At 60.6% G+C, this 17,439-nt stretch carries 18 protein-coding genes; 15 read left to right on the top strand and 3 right to left on the bottom strand.

All coding sequences use genetic code 11. The annotated features are described in order from the left end of the window. Window positions 1–149: 149 nt before the first annotated feature. Window positions 150–1,169, bottom strand: a complete 1,020-nt coding sequence (locus BFX80_RS09520; protein ID WP_084208699.1) for a D-2-hydroxyacid dehydrogenase — start codon at window positions 1,167–1,169, stop codon at window positions 150–152. Window positions 1,170–1,483: 314 nt separating this feature from the next. Here BFX80_RS09520 and BFX80_RS09515 point away from each other — a divergent pair, with 314 nt between their 5' ends. From BFX80_RS09515 to BFX80_RS09455, 13 genes are all read left to right on the top strand, one after another. Next, on the top strand, window positions 1,484–1,708 hold the full coding sequence (locus BFX80_RS09515; RefSeq protein WP_084208698.1) for an FmdB family zinc ribbon protein: 225 nt from the start codon (window positions 1,484–1,486) through the stop codon (window positions 1,706–1,708). A 143-nt stretch (window positions 1,709–1,851) separates the two neighbouring features. Beyond that, entirely contained in the window at window positions 1,852–3,639 is a 1,788-nt protein-coding gene (gene aspS, locus BFX80_RS09510; RefSeq protein WP_084208697.1) for an aspartate--tRNA ligase, read from the top strand. 248 nt (window positions 3,640–3,887) lie between these two features. Beyond that, window positions 3,888–4,466: a crossover junction endodeoxyribonuclease RuvC gene (gene ruvC / locus BFX80_RS09505; RefSeq protein ID WP_084208696.1), complete on the top strand. Its 579-nt coding sequence runs from the start codon at window positions 3,888–3,890 to the stop codon at window positions 4,464–4,466. 408 nt (window positions 4,467–4,874) lie between these two features. Then, window positions 4,875–5,489, top strand: a complete 615-nt coding sequence (gene ruvA, locus BFX80_RS09500; RefSeq protein WP_077376504.1) for a Holliday junction branch migration protein RuvA — start codon at window positions 4,875–4,877, stop codon at window positions 5,487–5,489. A 204-nt stretch (window positions 5,490–5,693) separates the two neighbouring features. Then, the gene (gene ruvB / locus BFX80_RS09495; protein ID WP_077376500.1) at window positions 5,694–6,737 is read left to right on the top strand and encodes a Holliday junction branch migration DNA helicase RuvB; all 1,044 of its coding nucleotides are present in this window, start codon (window positions 5,694–5,696) and stop codon (window positions 6,735–6,737) included. After that, window positions 6,734–7,183 carry a tol-pal system-associated acyl-CoA thioesterase gene (gene ybgC / locus BFX80_RS09490; RefSeq protein ID WP_240499523.1) on the top strand — a complete coding sequence of 150 codons (450 nt, stop codon included), beginning with the start codon at window positions 6,734–6,736 and terminating at the stop codon, window positions 7,181–7,183. Before ruvB ends, ybgC begins: the two co-directional genes overlap by 4 nt. 178 nt (window positions 7,184–7,361) lie before the next feature. Continuing rightward, on the top strand, window positions 7,362–8,039 hold the full coding sequence (gene tolQ, locus BFX80_RS09485) for a protein TolQ (protein ID WP_077377369.1): 678 nt from the start codon (window positions 7,362–7,364) through the stop codon (window positions 8,037–8,039). Window positions 8,040–8,053: 14 nt separating this feature from the next. Continuing rightward, window positions 8,054–8,500 carry a protein TolR gene (gene tolR, locus BFX80_RS09480; protein ID WP_077376494.1) on the top strand — a complete coding sequence of 149 codons (447 nt, stop codon included), beginning with the start codon at window positions 8,054–8,056 and terminating at the stop codon, window positions 8,498–8,500. Window positions 8,501–8,503: 3 nt separating this feature from the next. Continuing rightward, entirely contained in the window at window positions 8,504–9,700 is a 1,197-nt protein-coding gene (gene tolA, locus BFX80_RS09475) for a cell envelope integrity protein TolA (RefSeq protein ID WP_084208695.1), read from the top strand. After that, window positions 9,697–10,989, top strand: a complete 1,293-nt coding sequence (gene tolB, locus BFX80_RS09470) for a Tol-Pal system beta propeller repeat protein TolB (protein ID WP_077376488.1) — start codon at window positions 9,697–9,699, stop codon at window positions 10,987–10,989. Before tolA ends, tolB begins: the two co-directional genes overlap by 4 nt. 70 nt (window positions 10,990–11,059) lie before the next feature. After that, complete coding sequence (gene pal / locus BFX80_RS09465) at window positions 11,060–11,569, top strand: peptidoglycan-associated lipoprotein Pal (protein ID WP_065392600.1); 510 nt, start codon at window positions 11,060–11,062, stop codon at window positions 11,567–11,569. A gap of 138 nt (window positions 11,570–11,707) precedes the next feature. Further along, window positions 11,708–12,478: a tol-pal system protein YbgF gene (gene ybgF, locus BFX80_RS09460; protein ID WP_077376485.1), complete on the top strand. Its 771-nt coding sequence runs from the start codon at window positions 11,708–11,710 to the stop codon at window positions 12,476–12,478. 151 nt (window positions 12,479–12,629) lie between these two features. Next, the gene (locus tag BFX80_RS09455; RefSeq protein ID WP_077376482.1) at window positions 12,630–13,394 is read left to right on the top strand and encodes a YciK family oxidoreductase; all 765 of its coding nucleotides are present in this window, start codon (window positions 12,630–12,632) and stop codon (window positions 13,392–13,394) included. A gap of 136 nt (window positions 13,395–13,530) precedes the next feature. Here the strand turns inward: BFX80_RS09455 and BFX80_RS09450 are convergent, their stop codons facing one another. Then, on the bottom strand, window positions 13,531–14,217 hold the full coding sequence (locus tag BFX80_RS09450; protein ID WP_084208694.1) for an HAD-IA family hydrolase: 687 nt from the start codon (window positions 14,215–14,217) through the stop codon (window positions 13,531–13,533). Then, a complete protein-coding gene (gene ubiG / locus BFX80_RS09445) occupies window positions 14,214–14,975 on the bottom strand; it encodes a bifunctional 2-polyprenyl-6-hydroxyphenol methylase/3-demethylubiquinol 3-O-methyltransferase UbiG (RefSeq protein WP_077376476.1) in 762 nt (253 codons plus the stop codon). Before ubiG ends, BFX80_RS09450 begins: the two co-directional genes overlap by 4 nt. A gap of 226 nt (window positions 14,976–15,201) precedes the next feature. On the opposite strand from ubiG, the gene mtnA reads away from it, so the two are divergent. Both mtnA and galU read left to right on the top strand, forming a co-directional pair. Beyond that, the gene (gene mtnA / locus BFX80_RS09440; protein WP_084208693.1) at window positions 15,202–16,320 is read left to right on the top strand and encodes an S-methyl-5-thioribose-1-phosphate isomerase; all 1,119 of its coding nucleotides are present in this window, start codon (window positions 15,202–15,204) and stop codon (window positions 16,318–16,320) included. Window positions 16,321–16,551: 231 nt separating this feature from the next. Then, window positions 16,552–17,436 carry a UTP--glucose-1-phosphate uridylyltransferase GalU gene (gene galU, locus BFX80_RS09435; protein WP_077376470.1) on the top strand — a complete coding sequence of 295 codons (885 nt, stop codon included), beginning with the start codon at window positions 16,552–16,554 and terminating at the stop codon, window positions 17,434–17,436. Window positions 17,437–17,439: the final 3 nt, after the last annotated feature.

The following is a 17,439-nucleotide window of genomic DNA, read 5'->3' as shown; positions in this document are numbered from 1 at the left end:
TGCCATCGATGTCGCGTCACTCCTCTTGAATGACGCGGCAATCCCGGCACCAGAAGGGGCCAGATGCCTTGCGCATCTGGCCCCTTCTGGTGTCTATCCATGCCTCTGCCAGCGGGCGGGCATCGGAGTGCAGCCCCCTCGTCCATGTCTCAGACGTTTTCGCCGAGATAGGCCTCGATATTGGCAAGACTCAGATCCAGTATGTTCTGACGCGCTTCACGACTGATCCAGGCATTGTGGGGCGTGACGATGAGGTTCCATCCGGCCTCAGACGCCGTGCGGCCGTCAGCCAGCGCTGTCAGCAGGGCATGGCCTTCCCGGGGCGGTTCCTCCGGCAGGCTGTCGACGGCCAGTCCACCGAGGTGCCCACGCTTCAAGGCGGCAAGTGCAGCCTCTTCATCGATGATGCCACCGCGTGCACAGTTGATGAGCAGGGCACCGGGCTTCAGCAACGCCAGGGCCTGCTCGTCGATCAGATGGTGTGTCTCAGGCGTCAGTGGGCAGTGCAGGCTGATGACGTCCGCTTCAGGCAGGAGGTGTTTCAGGCTCGGTCGTTGAGACGTCGACTCACTGCCCGGGCGCGCGGCGAAGGTGACGCGCATGTCGAACGCCTCTGCCAACCTGCCCACGGCAGTCCCCAGCTCTCCCTTGCCGACGATCACCAGATGCTTGCCGGCCAGTTGCAGGGTGGGGCGGCCCATCAGGCAGAAGGTATTGCTGCGCTGCCATTCACCGCTCGCGACATCTCCCTGGTAGCCAGGCAGTTGTCCGGCCAGTGCCAGCATCAACATCCAGGTGTGCTGTGCGACAGAGGCGGTGCCATAGGCCGCGACGTTCATGACGCGTATGCCTTGCGCCCTTGCCGCTTCCATGTCGATGTTGTTGGTGCCGGTGGCCATGACGGCGATCAGCTTCAATGTCGGCAGGGCCTCCAGATGCTGCGCCTCCAGGCGTACCTTGTTGACCAGCACGATTTCGGCACCCTCCAGACGCTCCACGACCTGCTCGGGCAACGTGGCATCATGGCAGACAAGCCCATTGACCCGGTCCTTCAGGCGGCTGAAGTCAAGGCCGTCGCCAAGTGATGCCATGTCGAGCATCACGGCCTGCGGGCCAGAACCAGCGGCAGCAGTAGGGGGAGTTGCAGATGCGAGTTGGGGATCAGACATCGGTGTCCTCATGACGTGAGACGGCCGGGCGGCAGTGAATGAGGCCTGACCCTGGCCGGGCATGACGGCGCATTGCCGGGAATCTATCGAGGTGTTGCCCCGCAAGGGGCCGAGCACGCTATAATGTGGCCCTTTCGCTTTGACTTGAAAGACGTTCAACTGGCCTTATTGTACGCGTTCCGAAGCTGTGCTTGAGATGTCACTCATATTGATGTCTCCGGCACGTCTGATGCAAGGGCGCCGCAAGGCATAACATTGTCATGGTCCGCGACTCGCATTCGTGCGCTCGGGACCAGTATCGTCAGGAAAAAACCATGCCGATCTATGAATACCACTGCAAGGCCTGTGGCCATCGGATGGACAAGTTGCAGAAGATCAGCGCCGCGCCGCTGACGGAATGTCCGGAATGCAAGACGGGCCAGCTGGAAAAGCTGGTATCCGCCGCCGGTTTCCGTCTGGCGGGCAGTGGCTGGTACGAAACGGATTTCAAGTCCGGCAGCAAGAAGAATCTGGCCGGAGGTGGCGATAGCTCGTCCTGATGTCTCCCGTCATCAGGCCAGCTGTCATGCCTGCCATCCATGTGCAAGGTCATGCATGAGTGGCAGGCATCTCCAGCGTCAGGCCCTCTGAGACAGACGCGCACCAGTGCGTCGATCACGAATTTGAGCAACAAGGAATCAACATGCGCAGCCACTATTGCGGCAAACTGAACGAGACCCTGATCGATCAGGATGTCACTCTGTGCGGGTGGGTGCACCGCCGTCGCGACCACGGTGGCGTCATCTTCCTCGACATGCGCGACCGTGACGGTATCGCCCAGATCGTCGTCGATCCGGACACCGTCGATGCCTTCGCCACTGCCGACAAGGCGCGCAGCGAGTACGTCCTGCGCATCAAGGGCCGTATTCGCATGCGCCCGGAAGGCACCCAGAACCCGAACATGCCGACAGGCATGATCGAAGTGCTGGCCAAGGATGTCGAAGTGCTCAACACCGCACAGACGCCGCCGTTCCAGCTGGACGACCACAACAAGGTCGGTGAGGAAGTTCGCCTCAAGTATCGTTATGTCGACCTGCGTCGTCCGGACATGATCGACAAGCTGCGCCTGCGTTCACGCATCACCCACAGCGTGCGTGCCCAGCTGGAAGCCCTGGGCTTCCTCGACATCGAAACCCCGATTCTCACGCGTGCCACGCCGGAAGGGGCACGTGACTATCTGGTGCCGAGCCGCACCTATGCCGGCAGCTTCTTCGCGCTGCCGCAGTCTCCGCAGCTGTTTAAGCAGCTGTTGATGGTCGCCGGTGTCGATCGTTACTACCAGATCGCCAAGTGCTTCCGTGACGAGGATCTGCGCGCCGATCGTCAGCCGGAATTCACCCAGATCGACCTCGAGGCCAGCTTCGTCGACGAGAAGGACATCATGGGCATGACCGAGACCATGATCCGTGGTCTCTACAAGGAAGTGCTGGATGTCGAGCTGGGCGACTTCCCGACCATGCCGTATTCCGAAGCCATGCAGCGCTTCGGTTCCGACAAGCCGGACCTGCGTATCCCGCTGGAGCTGGTCGATGTCGATGACCTGATGAGCGGTGTAGACTTCAAGGTCTTCTCCGGCCCGGCCAAGGATGACAAGGGCCGTGTCGCCGCGCTGCGTGTGCCGGGCGGTGCCAGCCTGTCACGCAAGGAAATCGACGCCTACACCAAGTTCGTCGGCATCTACGGTGCTAAGGGCCTGGCGTGGATCAAGGTCAACGAGCGTGCCAAGGGCATCGAGGGTCTGCAGTCGCCGATCGTCAAGTTCATGGAAGACGTCGTGGATGACGTGCTGGACCGCTGTGGCGCCGTCGATGGCGACATCGTGTTCTTCGGTGCCGACAAGTCCAACATCGTGGCCGAGGCCATCGGTGCGCTGCGCGTCAAGCTGGGCGAAGACCTCAACCTCTACACCCGCGAATGGGCACCGCTGTGGGTCGTCGACTTCCCGATGTTCGAAGCCGATGCCAACGGCCGCCTGAGCGCGCTGCACCACCCGTTCACCGCGCCGTCCTGCACCCCGGAAGAACTCAAGGCCGATCCGGAAGCGGCACTGTCTCGCGCCTATGACATGGTCATCAACGGCACTGAGCTGGGTGGCGGTTCCATCCGTATCCACGACCAGGGCATGCAGCGTACCGTGTTCGAAGTGCTGGGCATCGGCGAAGAGGAAGCGGAAGAGAAGTTCGGCTTCCTGCTCGACGCGCTCAAGTTCGGCGCGCCGCCCCATGGTGGTCTGGCCTTCGGTCTCGACCGTCTGGTCATGCTGATGACCGGCGCCAAGACCATTCGTGAAGTCATCGCCTTCCCGAAGACCCAGAGCGCTGGCTGCATGATGACCGACGCCCCGGGGGAAGTCAGCGGTGAGCAGCTCAAGGAGCTGAACATCCGTCTGCGTCAGAAGGTCAAGGTTGAAGAGGAAGGCGGTCAGGCCTGATCCAGGCGAATGACCCCGGGGTGATCAACCTCTCCTGACAGGCGCCATCAGCGCCCGAGAGAGGGGGAGTCCCGCGCAAGCGGGCAAGTGACCCCGGCAAGGCGGTGTGAGACTGTTACCTGCAGATGATGCAGGCAATGACAGTGTCGCACCGCCTTTTTTGTGGCATTGTGGCTGGTTATATACACAGTAAGCACGAAAGACGACAGGGATGGAGAGGCAATGAGTGTGAGACGCGAGGCGGTGGCATGATCATTCTTGGCATTGATCCGGGGTCACGCCTGACCGGTTACGGCGTACTGGACGTCTCGGCGGCTCAGCCCCGCTATGTGGACAGTGGCTGCATCCGCATGTCCCAGGTCAGCCTCGACCAGCGGTTGGCGCAGATCTACGCCGGTATCAGTGAAGTGATTGCCATGCATCGCCCGGCGGAGTTCGCCATCGAGCAGGTCTTCATGTCCAAGAATGCCGACTCCGCGCTCAAGCTCGGTCAGGCACGTGGGGCAGCCATCGTGTGTGCGGCGAACCACGGCCTGCCGGTATCAGAGTATGGGCCGCGACAGATCAAGCAGGCTGTCACGGGGTCCGGTGCAGCAGACAAGGCCCAGGTCCAGCATATGGTGACCCATACGCTCAAGCTGTCTGCAACGCCTCAGGCGGATGCCGCGGATGCTCTGGCCATCGCGCTGACACATTGCTTTGCACGCATGCGACTGACCCCGAGCGGCGCGCAGCTGGAGGCGTTGGGCCTGGGGGCGGGTGCAGGGCGCAAGAGTACCCGCGCACGACGCAGCAGTAGCTGGCGTGACTTTGAGCCGGGCAAATGAGGTGTCTGCCGGTCACGTAGGGTCTGAAGAGTGTCTGGTCAGGGGCTGAAGAGAGTGGGGAGCAGACTCCGGCGTGTGCCGAAGACGGCCTCTACAGGCGAGAAGTGACAAGCCCGCTTGCGCCAGATACGCTATCGTTACCAATAAATTCCAATTTTTCAGTCACTTGTAGGCTTGTTTTCACGATGTCAGGCAGCATCTTGCGTTCTGCTGGCATCCGCATGCTGCCTGCATCTGGCCTCATGGCGACAAGTGACTGTCAGATTCATGCGACAAAATCGTCGTGACACTCGGACATGCCGCCTGCACGTTATCTTTGGTAGGCTTGCCCGCATCGCAACAACCCGTGCCGCCTGACACCTGATGTCATGAGCAGGCGGCACTGAAGACTCAAGGACAGCCCGAAACATGATTGGACGTCTGACCGGGCGTTTGCTCGAAAAGCAGCCGCCTCATCTGGTACTCGATGTACAGGGTGTGGGCTATGAACTTGAAGCCTCCATGAATACCTTGCTGGGTCTGCCGGCTGTCGGGGAGGACTGTCAGCTGTTCACCCATCTGGTCGTGCGTGAAGACGCCCAGTTGCTCTATGGCTTCGGCAAGGAGCCGGAGCGTCGTCTGTTCCGGGAATTGATCAAGATTTCCGGGGTCGGGCCGCGCCTGGCGCTGGCGATTCTCTCGGGAATGGAGCAGGCCGATTTCATTCGCTGCGTGCACGACGAAGACAGTCGGGCACTGACTCGCTTGCCCGGCGTCGGCAAGAAGACGGCGGACCGCCTGATCATCGAGATGCGCGACCGGCTCAAGCATTGGACGATTCCGCAGGACGATGGTCTGTCGGAAATGGCGCGCGCTTCGCAGCCACAGCCGCCGGTTACCCATCCCCTGGCCGACGCCGAAGCCGCTCTGGTCGCGCTGGGCTACAAGCCGGTCGAGGCGGCCAAGATGCTCTCGGGACTCGAGACAGGTGCCTCCACGGAAGCCCTCATCAAGGCGGCGTTGGCCCGCAAGATGGCCAGCTAGCGCACGTGTCTCGTGCCTGATAGCGTGAATGACAGAATAGGCACGATCTGATTGGATTTATTGACTAGGGAATGGCCGGCGACTGGGGTAGAAAGTGCGCGCTTGATTGCATTGGCGCAAGATCATTTCACTGCCTCGGTCAGACCACCTCTCGCCACATGATTCATGTCTGCAGCATGAGTCATCAGGAGTTGAGCAAGCATCATGATGGAGTCGGATCGACTGATCTCCGCGGCCACGCATGATCCGGAAGAACGGATCGATCGCGCCAATCGGCCGCGAACGCTGAATGAGTATATCGGTCAGCCGATCGTGCGCGAGCAGATGGAAATCTTCATCAGTGCCGCTCGCGGTCGTGGCGATAGCCTGGATCACACCCTGGTATTCGGGCCCCCGGGACTTGGCAAGACCACTCTGGCACACATCATTGCCAGTGAGATGAGCGTGGACATCAAGTCGACGTCCGGACCGGTTCTGGAGCGGGCAGGTGACCTGGCCGCCATGCTGACGAATCTCCAGGAAGGCGATGTACTGTTCATCGACGAGATCCATCGCCTGTCACCGGCGGTCGAGGAAGTGCTGTATCCGGCGATGGAAGATTATCAGCTGGATATCATGATCGGGGAGGGCCCGGCTGCCCGCTCGATCAAGCTGGAACTGCCACGATTCACTCTGGTGGGGGCGACGACCCGGGCTGGTCTGTTGACCGCGCCCCTGCGAGATCGCTTCGGCATCGTTCAGCGCCTCGAGTTCTACGATATCGAGTCGCTGACCGGTATCGTCTCGCGCAGTGCGAAGCTGTCAGGCATGGAAGTGGAGATGGATGGCGCGCGCGAGATCGCACGACGCTCGCGAGGGACGCCGCGTATCGCCAATCGGCTGCTGCGGCGGGTGCGTGACTTTACCGAGGTGCGCGGCGATGGCCGTCTGACGCTGGATGTCGCGGACAAGGCGCTCAACATGCTCAATGTGGATAGCCACGGGCTGGATCATATGGATCGCCGGTTGCTGCTGTCGATGATCGAGAAGTTCGATGGCGGGCCCGTCGGTGTGGATTCGCTGGCGGCCGCCATCGGCGAGGAGCGCGATACCATCGAAGATGTGCTGGAGCCCTATCTGATTCAGCAGGGCTTCATGATGCGAACGGCGCGTGGGCGCGTGGTGACCAGTTCCGCCTATCAGCATTTCGGCATCACACCGCGTGAGACCCAGGCGCGTCTGACGCCGGGTGGGCAGGAGGACGCATGATGTCGTCTCTGCAGACATCCAGACCCGGCGAGGAAACGTTGACTGGGCAGACGGGCGATTTTCATCATGCGGTGCGGGTCTATATCGAGGATACCGATGCGGGTGGCATCGTCTATTACGTCAATTACCTGCGCTTCATGGAGCGCGCACGCAGTGAATGGCTGCGCGCACGTGGCTATTCCCAGCAGACACTTCTGGAGCGCGGTATCCAGCTTGTCGTGCACAGTGTGGCCAGTCGCTATCATCGTCCTGCGAGACTGGATGATCTGCTTCAGGTCACGGCAACGGCAGGTGAGTTGCGTGGCGCGCGCCTTGTCTTTCATCAACAGGTGATGAAGGACGGGGTGATGTTGAGTGATGCCGAGGTGGTGATTGCCTGTGTCGATGCCAGCACATTGCGTCCGCGTCGATGGCCCGTGGAATTGCTGAGCGCTCTTGAGGTCTGAGTCACCGATACCAGATTGACCGAGAGTCGCCGTGGTCAAGGCGTGAACGAGTGAGACGCCGTTGCAGCCATCCTTCTGGTCGGATGTCAGGCGACGGAGTCGGACGAATGTTAAGGGTGTCGCCTCACCGGCGGCACTGACTGAACCAAGTAAAAGAGGGATTTCCGTGGAAGATTCGATGTCGATCATTTCGCTGTTCGCGAATGCCAGCCTGGTGGTGCAATCCGTCATGTTGCTGCTGTTGGCGGCTTCCATCGCCTCCTGGGTAGTGATCTTCCAGCGGGGGATGGCATTGTCACGAGCGAAACAGGCGTATACCGCCTTTGAAAAGCGTTTCTGGTCCGGAGTGGATCTCAATCACCTCTACCGTGAATTGCCCAGTGAAGAAGAGGCGACGCCGGGTGCTGCAGGCGTCTTCCGTGCAGGCTTTCGTGAGTACAGTCGTCTCAAGCCCAAGTCCAGCAATGCCGATGCGGTGATGGACGGCGTTCAGCGCAGCATGCGTGTCACGCTGTCACGCGAGGAAGAACGTCTCAATATCCATCTTCCGTTCCTGGCCACCGTCAGCTCCGTAAGCCCCTATGTGGGTCTGTTCGGGACGGTGTGGGGCATCATGGGCTCTTTCCAGGCACTGGGGACTGCACAGCAGGCCACTCTGACCACTGTCGCTCCCTGGATTGCAGAAGCGCTGGTCGCTACCGCCATGGGGCTTTTTGCCGCGATTCCGGCAGTCATCTTCTATAACCGTCTGGCCAGCCGTGCCGATCAGCTGCTGGGCCGTTATGAAGACTTCGCCGAAGAGCTTCACTCCATTCTGCATCGCAATCTGCACGGCCGTGGCAGCAACGACGCCTGAAAGGAGAGTCGAGCATGAAAGGACCTTACAGCCGGGGGCACAAGCGCAAGCTGTCCTCTGAAATCAATGTGGTGCCCTTCATCGATGTCATGCTGGTGCTGCTGGTCATCTTCATGATCACCGCGCCGATGATGACCCAGGGGGTACAGGTCGAACTGCCCAAGGTCACCTCCAAGCCCATCGACAATCCTGATGACGTGACACCGCTGATCGTCTCGCTGGATGACAGCGGCAACTACTACATCGATCTGGGCTCTGATCAGGACAAGCGGACTCCCGTCGCCCTGGATGACCTGGGCAGCAAGGTGGCCGCCATCGTGTCGGAAAAGCCCAAGACACCCGTGCTGGTCAAAGGCGCCAAGACAGCGCCATATGGTGATGTGATGGGGCTGATGAGCACTCTTCAGGGGGCGGGCGTTCCCAATGTCGGGCTGATTTCAGAACCGCCGAACGAGGGCTGATGGATGAGTCAGCCGGAAATCGAAAAGCGGGCAGGCTATGGATTACCCGTCGTGCTGGCCGTGGGTCTGCATGTGGTCATCCTGGTACTGACCCTGGTGAGCTGGCCTGAGTCCGAGCCGGATCAGAGCAGCACGACCATCGTCAACGCGACGCTGGTCAGCACCGAAACGACGACCAATCAGCCCCAGCAGGCCAAGGCCAGCAAGGCGCGGGATGCCGCCGAAGAGGCCGATGAGCGTCAGAGCGCCAAGGAGGAGGCCTCCCGGGAAGCGGAGCGCGCTGCAGAACAGCAGAAGAGTGCTGCGCGCGCGAAAGCCGCGCAGCTCAAGGCAGAGCAGGCCAAGACTGCCGAGCAGGAGAAGGCGGCACAGGCCAAGGCGGCTGAGCAGTTGAAGGCGGAGCAGAAAGCGGCTGCCGAGGCGGCAGACAAGGCCAAGGCAGATGCAGCGCGTCGGGCGGAAGAAGCCAAGGCGATTGCGCTTGAGCGCAAGAAGGCTGAAGCTGAAAAACAGGCCAAGGCAGACGCCTTGAAGAAGGCGGAAGCCGAAAAGGCGGCCAAGGCCAAGGCGGAAGCGGAGAAGGCCGCCAAGGAAAAGGCAGCCGAGGAAGCGCGCAAGAAAGCCGAGGCGGAAAAAGCCGCGAAGGCCAAGGCAGAGGCTGAAAAGGCGGCCAAGGCCAAGGCGCAGGCTGAAAAGGAAAAGGCAGCCAAGGCAGCCGCCGAGAAAGCAGCGAAGGAAAAGGCGGCCAAGGAAAAGGCAGCGGAAGAGGCTCGCAAGAAGGCAGCCGCGGAGGCCGCGCGCCAGAAGGCGCTTGCCGAGAAGGCAGCACAGGCATCTGCCGGGTCACTGGATAGTCTGATCGACAGCGAAAGTGACGCCATCAGTGGCGCCAAGCAGGCCGCACAGGCGGCCAATGGCTTTGAGAGTCTGCTCAAGAAGTATGTCGGGCAGAACTGGAATCGGCCTTCAGGTACCGTACCCGGCATGACGGTGACGCTGCGCGTCTCATTGCTGCCGACAGGGGAACTTGTTTCGGCTGCGGTCAGCAAGAGCAGTGGCAATGCCGCCTTTGATCGTTCCGCGATTCAGGCGATACAGAAAGCAGCACCGTTTACCGAGATGCAGGACCTGCCGGCTTCAGCCAAGAGCCAGTTCCGCAACTTCAATCTGTACTTCAATCCAGAGGACCTGGGCCGATGAGACGAGTGACTACATGGATGATGGCAGCCGCCATGCTGGTCGTGACCAGCATGGCGCGAGCGGACCTGACCATCGAGATCACCAAGGGCAATGACAGCGCGACGCCGATCGCCGTGGTGCCGTTCGAGAACCTGACGGGGGGAAGTCTCCCTCAGGATCTGGCCCGTATCATCTCGGATGATCTGGCGCGCAGCGGCCAATTCGAGCCGATCAAGCGTGACAACCTGATCGCGCTGCCGGGGACTACCCAGGATGTCTTCGTCAATGACTGGAAGCGCCTCGGCGCCAGCTATCTGGTGGTCGGGCAGGTCAAGAATGCGAGCAGCGGTGGCTACAGCATTCAATACGAGCTGATGGATGTGCTCGGGAACAAGCGCATGCTGGGAGAAGTCATCACGGGCAGTGATGGCCAGTTGCGTTCGCGCGCCCATTACATGAGTGATGAAATATTTGAGGAAATCACTGGAATTCGCGGTGCTTTCTCGACAAAAATCGCCTACATTACCGCCAATGGCGTGGGTGACAACATTCGTTTCGCACTGTATGTTGCCGACTCGGATGGCCATGGTAGTCAGGAGATTCTTGCATCCGATGAACCGATCATGTCTCCTGCATGGTCGCCGGATGGAAAGAAACTGGCGTACGTGAGTTTCGAATCAGAACGGCCTGCGATTTATGTTCAGGAGCTGGGAAGTGGTCGTCGTGCCAAACTGACCGGTTTCCGTGGCATCAATGGTGCTCCGGCCTGGTCTCCGGATGGCCGCAAGTTGGCGATGGCATTGTCAAAGGATGGTCAGCCCGAGATTTATGTGATGGATATCGCGTCACGCAAATTCCAACGTCTGACCAACAATCCTGCGATCGATACCGAGCCGGACTGGCTGCCGGATGGCAGTGGCATGGTCTTCACGTCTGATCGTGCCGGCTCGCCGCAGATCTATCGTCTTGATCTTTCCGGTGGTACTGAACGCGTGACGTTTACCGGAAACTACAATTCCCGTGGGCGTGTGTCGCCCGATGGGGAAACCCTGTTCATGATCAATCGCTCGGGCAATGGTTATCAGGTTGCCAAGCAGGATCTGAAGAGTGGTCGAGTGACATCCCTCACGGATACTCAGTGGGATGAATCTCCAAGTGTTGCACCGAATGGCACTATGGTGATATATGCCACTCAGCAAGGAACCCGTGGGGTCCTGGGCGAGGTCTCGGCAGACGGAAGAGCACAATTTTCCCTGCCGTCACCACAAGGCGAAGTGCGTGAACCTGCGTGGTCGCCGTTCCTGAACTAAACCACTAGAATGCATCCGAGTCACAAAGAAAGGCTTGGCATTCGTTTTCATTAGAGCAAGGAGTTTTACAATGCAGTTCACCCCGTATGCAAAAGGTCTGTTGGTTGCCCTGTCCCTGAGCGTCATGGCCGGTTGTTCCAGCAGCGGTGGCGCCCAGGACGGCGACATGGATTCAGCCAACAGCGGTGCCAACACTGCCGGCATGAACTCTGGTGCCAACACCAACGGCAACCAGATGAGCAACGCTTCCATGCCTGACGTGCGTACCATCTACTTCGCATTCGACAAGGACACCATCCGTCCTGAATTCGAAAGCGTCCTGATGGGCCACGCCCAGTACCTGAAGGCCAACACCAGCGCCAACGTCGTTCTGGAAGGCCACGCTGATGAGCGCGGTACTCGTGAATACAACCTGGGTCTGGGCGAGCGTCGTGCCAAGTCTGTCGCACGCTTCCTGACTGTTCAGGGTGTGTCTCCGTCCCAGATCGAGATCGTCTCCTACGGTGAAGAGCGTCCGGCCGTTCAAGGTCACGGCGAATCTTCCTATGCCAAGAACCGTCGTGTGGTCTTCGACTACTGAGTTCGGCAATCTCTCTGAGGTCCCTGCGGGATAACAGAGACGCTTGAAACTTGTGTTGAGCAGGCCTGAGTCGCAAGGGCAACCTTGAGGCTCGGGCCTTCTCGCACGGCAACATGATGATTCGGCGGAGCCGACAGCATGAAAGACAGCCTGAAATGGTTGTGCGGTGTGGGAGCCCTGGCGCTTCCGTTGTCAGTTGCAGCCGCACCCGCAGTGGAAGACCTTACCGTACAGTCCAACTCGCTTTATCAGCAGGCCAACACTCGCTTGAGTGGTGGCGGCACCCTGACCCTTCTCAACCAGCTTGATGAGCAGGCCCAGGAAATTGCGCGGCTGCGCGGGCGTGTCGATGAACTGGAATATCAGTTCAAGCGACTCACCGAGATGTCGCAGCAACGGTACCTGGACCTGGAGCAACGTGTTTCGGGAACAAGTCCAGCCGGTGAGAACGGTCAGGAGGTCGATGCGCAGACCGCAGCCGCGGTCAGTGGTGGTGCGGGTAGCAATGCCAGCAGCGCCAATGCCTCCAGTGGAGGAGATGCCCAGAAGGATTACGAGAACGCCTTTGCCAAGGTGCAGTCGCGTGATTTCGACGGAGCGATCGATGCCTTTGAATCCTTTGTGGTGGATCACGGGGATTCCAATCTCGCGGCCAATGCCCATTATTGGTTGGGGGAATTGTATTCCGCGAAGAATCAACTGGATGCTTCTGCCCAGGCCTTTGATACTGTCATCAGTGAGTTCTCGCAATCCAGCAAGGTGCCGGATGCGATGTACAAGCTGGGACTCGTCAAGGCGCGGCAGGGCAAGGCGCAGGAAAGTCGCAAGCTGCTCGAGGAACTGGTTCGCCAGTACCCCGACAGCAAGGCCGGCGGAATGGCCAAGGATTTCCTCGCCTCTGGCGCATGACGCCAGATGATGATGACAAAGCCCGCACTTGTTGACTGACAAGGCGGGCTTTGTGCGTTCTGACATGCGCCCGCATGTCATCGATACACCTCAGGCCTTGCCCTTCGGGTCAGCCTCTCGGCAAGGCCAGCGTTCAGGACGGGATATCCTCATGGCGGAATGCAAGATCGATTATCAGGCACCAGCGGATCTGCTGAAAGGGCGAATCATTCTCGTGACTGGTGCAGGCTCGGGCATCGGTCGTGAAGCAGCCATTGACTATGCCAGGCATGGCGCGACCGTCATCTTGCTGGGGCGCACCATTGCCAAGCTCGAGGAAGTCTATGACGAGATCGAAGCATTGGGGGCTCCTCAGCCAGCGATCTACCCGCTGAACTTCGAAGGGGCCACGCTCAAGGATTACCAGCAGATGGCGGAAACGCTCGACAAGGAATTCGGGCGACTCGATGGGGTGCTGCACAATGCCAGTCTGCTGGGCAAGATCACCCCGTTCGAGCAGTATGATCCGGCGTTGTGGGAGCAGGTCATGCAGGTCAACATCAATGGGCCTATCTGGATGTTGCAGGCGCTGCTGCCACTGCTGAAAGCGTCTCGGGATGCGTCCGTGGTGCTGACGAGTTCCAGCGTCGGCCGCAAGGGGCGTGCTTTCTGGGGGGCCTACAGTGTCTCGAAGTTCGCCACCGAAGGCTTTTCACAGCTCTTGGCACAGGAACTCGAGAATACCAGTCAGGTCCGCGTGAATACCCTCAATCCCGGTGGGACTCGAACGTCGATGCGCAAGTCGGCCTTCCCGGCGGAAGACCCGGATACCTTGCGTACGCCAGCCGACATCATGCCAAGCTACCTGTGGCTGATCGGTCCGGAGAGTCGTGGCCGCACCGGCGAGATGTTCGATGCCCAGCCGCCCAGGACGTGAGATGTCCGAGCGGGTGACAGTGACGAGCACTTGATGGTGAGAAGTTGTCACTGACAGGATTGTCTGCAATGAAAACGCCGACGGTCATGGCCGTCGGCGTTTTCATTGGCAGGGCGTCAGGGTATCGCGCGCCGCGTCAGCGCAGTTCCGCTGCGCGCAGAGCGGCATTGATGACTTCTTCCGAGGTGTCGAACCACACATCGGCAGGCCAGGCGTCCACATCATCCCCGTCGCGGACGTAGCCATAGCGCACGGCGACCGCCAGCATGCCCGCCGCGCGCGCCGCCTGCATGTCGCGATCATGATCCCCGAGATACCAGCATCGTGACGGTTCGACGCCGAGGAGGCGGGCCGCCTCCCACAATGGCTCAGGATGGGGCTTCTTGACGGGCAGGTCATCGGCGCACAGCAGACAGCCCGGTGTGAGCGCCAGGGACTCGATCAGCGGCTCGGCGAACTGACGCGGCTTGTTGGTCACGATCCCCCAGGGCAGGCCGTTGCGCTGACAGATCTCGATCAGGGCGTCATAGCCCGGGAACAGCTCGCTGTGGGCCGCGACATCACGGGCATAGAAGTCCAGCAGGCGTGTACGCTCCTCGGCATGCGAGGGATGATCGATGTCGTGACCCAGCGCCAGTCTCACCAGGGCGCTTCCGCCATGCGAGACCTCGGCGCGAATCACCTCATAGCTCAGTTCCGGCAAGGCATGATGGCTACGCAGCTCGTTGGTCGCACGCGCCAGGTCCGGCGCAGTGTCCACCAGGGTGCCATCGAGATCGAAGATCAGCGCAGCGGGACGGGGCAGTGCGGCCGGCAGACTCATGCGAGTTCGTCTTCCGTCGGGCGGCGCGTATGCATCAGATAGTTGACGCTGAGGTCGGCGGTGTTGAGGCGATATTTCCGGGTCAGCGGGTTGTAGGTCATGCCGGTGGAACCCTCCATCTTGAGGCCCGCCTCACGCGTCCAGCGGCCAAGCTCAGCCGGGCGGATGAACTTGCGGTACTCATGCGTGCCGCGTGGCAGCATCTGCAGCAGGTATTCGGCACCGATGATCGCGAAGGCGTACGCCTTGGGATTGCGATTGATGGTCGAGAAGAACACCTTGCCTCCCGGCTTGACCAGTCGCGCGCAGGCGTTGATCACCGAGGAAGGGTCAGGAACATGCTCGAGCATCTCGAGACAGGTCACGACATCGAATTGTCCCGCCATTTCCTCGGCGGCAGCTTCCGCGGTGGTCTGGCGATAATCGACTTCCACACCGGATTCCAGCTGATGCAGGCGTGCCACTGACAGCGGGGCTTCACCCATGTCGATCCCGGTCACGGTGGCGCCACGGTGAGCCATGGCCTCGGACAGGATGCCGCCGCCACAGCCGACATCAATGACTCGCTTGCCCGCCAGTCCGGCATGGGTGTCGATGTAATCGACGCGCAGCGGGTTGATGTCGTGGAGTGGCTTGAACTCGCTGTCGCGGTCCCACCAGCGGCTGGCGAGCGCGGAGAATTTGGCGATTTCGCTGGCATCGACGTTGCCCAGATGATCCGGGGCAGTGGAATCTTGCTTGGCGTCGCTATGGCTCATGATCGGATCCTTACCGTTACGGAAGTGCATCGCAAGCATGCACGCCCCTGTACAGACGCGTCACCCTCGGGCACGATTCCTCCATTCTAATCCGCCTGTCGTCGCGGGTCAGCGGTAACTGCAAAAAACTCGTCATGACGGGAACTTGCAGATGGCCTCAGCCATTATCGCGCCGCGGTGTTCTCCAGTGCGTACCCCTTTGTCCGTGAGCCTACAGGGAAGTGTCATGAGCCTGATTCCAATTCGCTGGCTGACCCAGTCAGACAATGCCACCGGTAGCGACGAAGATGCCTTGCCGCGACTGGCACTGCTGGATCAACGTCTGCTGCCGGGCGAGACCCGAGAGATCGAACTGCGGGATGCAGACGGCGTGGCTCGCGCCATTGCCGACATGGTAGTGCGTGGTGCACCGGCCATCGGCATCGCGGCCGCCTATGGTGTGGCACTGGAGGCGGTTCGCGCCGCACATGAGGGCGGGGCATGGGGGGCGCGTCTGGAAGCGGCCTGCGAGGTTCTGGCGGCTTCTCGGCCGACGGCGGTCAATCTGTTCTGGGCGCTGGATCGCATGCGTACGGTGATCGCTGCGCACGCCATGCGTGAGCTTGCCCCCCACGAGGCACTGTTGCGGGAAGCCGTGCGCATTCATGAGCAGGATCTCGAGGACAATCTGCGCATGGCGGAATTCGGTGCGCAGGTGATTGCCGCGTCCCTGACGGCCGACACCCCCCACTGTGAGGTGATGACCCACTGCAATACCGGTGCGCTGGCGACTGGGGGGCACGGTACCGCCCTGGGCGTGATTCGCACGGCGTATGCTCAGGGGCTGATCAGCCGCGTCCATGTCAACGAGACACGCCCCTGGTGGCAGGGGGCTCGACTGACCGCCTGGGAACTGGTGCAGGAAAAGATTCCCGCCCGACTGGCCGTGGAGGGTGCCGCCTCGCTGATCATGCAATCCAGGGACGGCGATGGCGATGTGCGCTGGTTGATCGTCGGTGCGGACCGCATCGCGGCCAATGGCGACACGGCCAACAAGATCGGCACCTTCTCCCTGGCGGTCCAGGCGCGTGCCCACGGCGTCAAGGTGATGGTGGTGGCGCCCCTTGCCACCTTCGATGCCAGTCTGGACAGTGGGGCCGCCATCCCCATCGAGACTCGCGATGCCGATGAGCTGCGTCAGGCAGGAAATCGCAGGATCGCTCCCGATGAGATCGAGGTCTTCAATCCGGTCTTCGATGTCACACCGCATGAGTATATTGATGCCATCGTCACCGAGCATGGTGTGGTAGAGTCGCCCGATAGCGACAGTGTGGGCGCCCTGTTGGGGCGCGCCCAGCGTCGCTGAGAAGGCACCCTGTCCGCGGAGCGAAGGCTTCGCGTGGATTGGCCCGTCATGGACGTCTCAGACAGCCGATCTGATGGGCCAGTGTGGAAAATCTGCGGTCAATTCGCACTTTTTTGCCAAACTGGCATAATCCCTGCCTAGATTTCAGGACGGTCGCCATCTCGTCCGGGCGGCAGTAACTCGGTAGAGTCGTCACGATCTGCCACGACATAGACACAAGGAAGACGCTTCATGATACGCAAGGCTGTATTGCCTGTTGCAGGTCTCGGAACTCGTTGCCTGCCGGCCTCCAAGGCCATCCCCAAGGAAATGATCACCATCGTCGACAAGCCGGTGATCCAGTATGTGGTGGAAGAAGCGGTTGCGGCGGGTATCAAGGAAATCGTCCTGGTCACCCATTCCAGCAAGAATGCCATCGAGAACCACTTCGACAAGCACTTCGAGCTCGAGACGACTCTGGAAGCCAAGGGCAAGTTCGAGCTGCTCGAGGAACTTCGTCACATCATTCCGGATGACGTCAAGATCATCAGCGTGCGTCAGCCGGAACCGCTGGGTCTGGGCCATGCGGTGCTGTGTGCCAAGCCAATCGTCGGAGACGAGCCTTTCCTGGTGATGTTGCCGGACGTGCTGGTCGACGGCGAAGGTCTCGAGAAGAATGACCTGGCGCGGATGATGGAGGCCTATGAAGCCACCAATGCCGCCCAGATCATGGTCGAGAACGTGCCTCAGGAGATGGCCTACAAGTACGGTATCGTCGCCATCGATGGCGAGACGCCGGAAGCGGGCAAGTCCGCGATGATCAGCGGGATGGTCGAGAAGCCGGCTCCGGGCACCGAACCCTCCACTCTGGCGGTGATCGGCCGTTACCTGCTGCCGGGTCGTATCTTCGAGTTGCTCGAGAATACCCCGCCGGGTGCCGGTGGCGAGATCCAGCTGACCGATGCCATCGATACCCTGCGCGATGACAAGGCGGTCGCCGCCTATCGCATGGCCGGTGATACCTATGACTGCGGCCATCAGCTGGGCTATCTGGAAGCCACCATTTCCTTCGCCAAGCGTCACCCGAAATTCGGGGAAGGCTTCCGCGAGCTGATGACCCGCTATCAGGAGAAATGAGCC

It is taken from the genome of Cobetia marina (genome assembly GCF_001720485.1).
Lineage (GTDB): Bacteria > Pseudomonadota > Gammaproteobacteria > Pseudomonadales > Halomonadaceae > Cobetia > Cobetia marina.
Note: the sequence above shows the minus strand (reverse complement) of the source record. Positions and strands in the feature narration are given on the sequence as shown.